The sequence below is a fragment of the Buchnera aphidicola (Lipaphis pseudobrassicae) genome, assembly GCF_005081185.1.
GTDB classification, from domain to species: domain Bacteria; phylum Pseudomonadota; class Gammaproteobacteria; order Enterobacterales; family Enterobacteriaceae; genus Buchnera; species Buchnera aphidicola_AD.
In genome coordinates, this window is record NZ_CP034870.1 from 96,074 (window position 1) to 101,028 (window position 4,955).

At 27.4% G+C, this 4,955-nt stretch carries 5 protein-coding genes; 3 read left to right on the forward strand and 2 right to left on the reverse strand.

From position 1 onward, the window contains the following. Positions 1–113: 113 nt before the first annotated feature. From tal to dapE, 3 genes are all read left to right on the forward strand, one after another. A complete protein-coding gene (tal, locus tag D9V70_RS00460; RefSeq protein WP_158355824.1) occupies positions 114–1,064 on the forward strand; it encodes a transaldolase in 951 nt (316 codons plus the stop codon). A 53-nt stretch (positions 1,065–1,117) separates the two neighbouring features. Beyond that, the gene (gene tkt, locus D9V70_RS00465) at positions 1,118–3,115 is read left to right on the forward strand and encodes a transketolase (protein WP_158355825.1); all 1,998 of its coding nucleotides are present in this window, start codon (positions 1,118–1,120) and stop codon (positions 3,113–3,115) included. A gap of 110 nt (positions 3,116–3,225) precedes the next feature. Continuing rightward, positions 3,226–4,353 (forward strand): succinyl-diaminopimelate desuccinylase, encoded by a 1,128-nt coding sequence (gene dapE / locus D9V70_RS00470; protein ID WP_158356265.1) that lies wholly within the window; start codon positions 3,226–3,228, stop codon positions 4,351–4,353. Positions 4,354–4,502: 149 nt separating this feature from the next. Here dapE and D9V70_RS00475 read toward each other — a convergent pair whose 3' ends face one another. Together D9V70_RS00475 and D9V70_RS03220 are read right to left on the reverse strand one after the other, a co-directional pair. Further along, complete coding sequence (locus tag D9V70_RS00475; protein ID WP_158355826.1) at positions 4,503–4,772, reverse strand: hypothetical protein; 270 nt, start codon at positions 4,770–4,772, stop codon at positions 4,503–4,505. Continuing rightward, positions 4,756–4,955: dihydrodipicolinate synthase family protein (locus D9V70_RS03220; RefSeq protein WP_437177664.1), on the reverse strand; the 200-nt coding region annotated here is incomplete at its 5' end. The genes D9V70_RS00475 and D9V70_RS03220, both read right to left, overlap by 17 nt.

The window sequence follows — 4,955 nt, forward strand, 5'->3', positions numbered from 1 at the left end:
TTATAAAGAATGAATTATAAAGTAGTGTTAAACAAAATATATATTTTTAGTATATGATTAAAACATATTGAAATTTAAATTAATTATCTTTATTAGGATAGAGAAATACAAAAATGAATCAATTAAACGCATTAAAAAAATTTACAACTGTTGTTGCAGATACTGGTGATATAAAATCTATATGTAAATACAAGCCACAAGATGCTACTACTAATCCATCTCTAATACTTCAAACGATGAGTTTAAACATTAATCAAAATTTTATTATTCAAGCTGTACAATATGCTAAAAAAAAGGGAGGTTTATATGAAGAGCAAATAATTAATGCAAGTGATAAAATATTAGTAGATCTTGGGGTAGAAATTTTAAAATATATACCTGGTTATATTTCTAGTGAAGTTGATGCTCGTTTATCTTTTAGTAAAGAAAAATGTATTTTAAAAGCAAGAAAAATAATTGATTTATATGAAGAACAGGGAATCATGAGAAATAGAGTTTTAATTAAATTAGCAGCTACATGGGAGTGTATAAAAGCTGCAGAAGAATTAAAAAAAGAAAATATTCTTTGTAATTTAACGCTTTTATTTTCCTTTGCACAAGCACGTGCTTGTGCAGAGTCAAATGTATTTTTAATTTCACCTTTTGTTGGACGTATTTATGATTGGTATGTTTCTCGAAATTTAATAGACAATTTTTCTAAAGATAAAGATCCTGGTGTTATATCTGTTTGTAAAATATATGATTATTATAAAAAACATAATTATAAAACTATAATTATGGGTGCTAGTTTTCGAAATATTCAACAAATATTATATTTATCTGGATGTGATCGATTAACGATTTCACCGAATTTATTAAAAGAATTAGAATCTAACACTGAAAAATTGGAACGAAATCTTGTTCCTGATAGCATTTTTTTAACTCCTCCTAAAGCTCTTTCTGAAGAGGAATTCAGATGGGAACATAATCAAGATCCTATGGCTGTGGAAAAATTATCTGAAGGTATACGAAATTTTGCAAGAGATCAATTGCTTTTAGAAAAAATACTTGCTAAAAAAATGTAATTTTAATTACAACAATCTATATTCAATTTCACTTGTGTTTTAAAGGAGAATATATGTATACCAGAAAAGAATTAGCTAATACAATTCGTATGCTTAGTATAGATGCTATTCAAAAAGCACAATCTGGACATCCCGGAATGCCTATGGGTATGGCAGATATTGCTGAAGTGTTATGGAGAGATTTTTTAAAACATAATCCAAAAAATCCTAGTTGGAATGATCGTGATCGTTTTGTGCTCTCCAATGGACATGGTTCAATGTTATTATATAGTCTATTACACCTTACAGGATACAAATTACCGATAGAGGAAATAAAGAATTTTAGACAATTAGATTCAAAAACTCCAGGACATCCTGAAATAGATCAAAAAACTGGTATTGAAATAACCACGGGACCATTAGGTCAAGGATTAGCTAATGCTGTTGGTATGGCTATTGCAGAGAAGACTTTAAGTTCTTATTTTAATAAGCCAAATTATGATATAGTTAATCATTATACTTGGGTTTTCGTAGGCGATGGTTGTTTAATGGAAGGTATTTCTCATGAAGTATGTTCTTTAGCAGGCACTTTAAAACTTGGAAAGTTAATTGTTTTTTATGATAAAAATGGTATTTCTATAGATGGTAAAGTATCTAACTGGTTTACAGATGATACAGCAAAACGATTTGAATCATATAATTGGCATGTAGTAAATAATGTTGATGGTCATGATTCAGAATCTATAAAGCAAAGTATAAAAGAAGCAAAATCAGTAAATAATAAGCCTTCGATTATTATTTGCAATACTATTATTGGATTTGGATCTCCAAATAAATCAGGTACAGCAGAATCACATGGAGCTCCTTTAGGAGAAAAAGAAGTTTCTCTAACAAGAGAAAAATTGAATTGGAAGTATGCTCCTTTTGAAATTCCTGAGACAATTTATAAACAGTGGGATTTTATAAAAAAAGGTTGTGAACTTGAAAATGAATGGAAGAAAAAATTTACCTTATATAAATCTGATTATCCTAGTTTAGCTAGTGAATATTTAAGACGAATCAATAAAAAATTACCTGATTCTTGGTATAATGGTGCTGATAGTTATATTTTTACTTTACAAAAAAATACAAGAAATATTGCTAGTCGACAAGCCTCACAAAATGCATTAGAAGAATTTGGAAAAATACTACCAGAGTTAATTGGGGGTTCAGCAGATTTATCACCTAGTAATTTAACTATATGGTCTCGTTCCAATTCTATTTTAAAAAATTCGTCTGGTAATTATATTCATTATGGAGTACGTGAATTTGGAATGACAGCAATTGCAAATGGTATATCACATCATAATGGTTTTATTCCGTATACTGCTACTTTTTTAATTTTTTTTGAATATGCTCGTAATGCTGTTCGAATGGCAGCTTTAATGAATACACACCATATTTTTGTGTATACTCATGATTCTATTGGTTTGGGTGAAGACGGTCCTACACATCAACCAATAGAACAACTAGCTAGTTTACGTATGACACCTAATGTAGATGTATGGAGACCCAGCGATCAGGTAGAAACTGCAATAGCATGGAAACATGCTATTGAAAGAAAATCAGGTCCAACAGCGCTAATTTTATCACGTCAAACATTATTTCAATTTGACAGAGACAATGAGCAATTAAAGAATGTTTCTCGTGGAGCATACATATTATATGATTCTAAAAAATCACTTGATTTAATTTTAATATCAACTGGTTCAGAAGTATATATCACTTTGCTTGCTGCAAAAAAAATTACTTCTTTAGGATATTCTGTACGTGTTATTTCAATGCCTTCTACTAGTTTATTTGACAAACAAGATAATTTATATAAAGAATTTATATTACCTTCTTATGTAAATAAAAGAATTGCAATAGAAGCTAGTATAGAAGATTTTTGGTATAAGTATGTAGGAATAAATGGTTTAATTATTGGTATGAAAAGTTTTGGTGAATCTGCTCCTGCAGAAGAATTATTCAAGAAATTTGGTTTTAGTGTAGATAATATAGTATCTCAATCAATAAATTTATTAAAAACATAATATTTTATTTAATAATTTTTTAATTATTGTGGGGCTTAATGATAGCCCCATGTGTTTTTATAATGACAAATACATTTTTTGATAAATTAAAAATTAATATAGGAAAAAATATGAACTGTCCAATAGTTACATTAACACAAGAATTAATTCGTATTCCATCTATCAGTCCTCAAGATTTAGGGTGTCAAGATATTATTATAAAACGCTTATGTAAGATGGGATTTCAAATAAAAATTATTAATATTAATGATACAAAAAATTTTTGGGCTTTTAGGGGAAATGGAAAAACTTTAACATTTGTAGGGCATACAGATGTAGTTTCTCCAGGAAAAGAAAAGTATTGGAACACTAATCCCTTTGATCCAATTATTAAAAATGGGTTTTTATTTGGAAGAGGAGCTTCAGATATGAAAGGTGCATTATCTTCAATGATAATTGCAGCTGAAAGATTTGTAAATAAGTTTCCTAATCATAAAGGACGTTTATCTTTTCTTATTACTTCAGATGAAGAATCTCATGCAACTAATGGTACTATTAAAGTCGTAGAATATTTAATGTCTAAAAATGATAAAATTGATTATTGTATAGTAGGGGAACCATCTAGTACTGCTATAGTTGGTGATGTTATAAAAAATGGACGACGTGGTTCAATAACAGCCAATTTAACTATTCATGGTATACAAGGACATATTGCTTATCCTCATTTAGCTGATAATCCAATACATAAAGGATTGCCTATTATTTTAAAAATATTGTCGATGAAGCTAGACAATGGAAATGATTTTTTTTCTCCTACTATTATTAATGTTGCTAATATTCATGCTGGAGATGGAACTAATAATATTATTCCAGGAACTTTATTTGTTCAATTTAATATTCGTTTTAATACAGAGATCTCTGACAGAGAAATCAAACAAAAAATTTTAAATATTCTTGATCAAAATAATATTAATTATACCATTAAATGGTTTCTTTCTGGTCAACCATTTTTAACTAAAAAAGGTTTTTTAGTAGATACTGTAATTAAATCTATTATAGATTTTAACAAAAAAAGTCCTATTTTATCGACTTCTGGAGGCACCTCTGATGGAAGGTTTATTGCGTTAATGGGTTCTGAAATAGTGGAATTAGGATTAACTAATAACACAATTCATAAAGTTAATGAATGTGTTAAAATAATTGATTTAAAGTTGTTAACTTGTATATACGAAAATATTATGAAGAATTTACTTGCTTAATTTTAAATTTTTAAAAAATATATAAAATATGATTAAATTTATATGAAGTGATGCAGAATATCATAAAAATAATCTGCACCCCAATTACTCGATGATTACAATCAAACGAAAAATATTTTATATGAACTTTTACACAACAAAGTATTTTTTTATATAGGTGGAAATATACTATAATTTTTTTGTTCTAAATCTTTATTTGTATAGGGAATATCATATTCTTCGTTTTTTTTAGGAATGCTTATTCCTTTTGGAATAATTAATGTTTTTAATTGTTTTTTACTTTCATTAAACAAAATATTGTTTTCTTTTTCTAGATTTTTTAACGTACAAGACGTGATCAATAATAAATTTAAAATTTGAGATGTAATTATAATTTTAAAAAATATTTTGTTTTTTTTAATATTATTTAATATTGGCATATTGAATTGCTTTTTCAAGTTGTAATTGCGTAGCTTTTAAAGCTGAAGTCATTGGTAAACGGAGTGTATCATGCTTTATTAGACCCATTTTTTTAGCCAACCATTTTATTGGTATTGGATTAGGTTCTATAAATAGTTTTTCATGTAGCAAGAGTAAATTTTTATTTATAGATCTTGCATTGA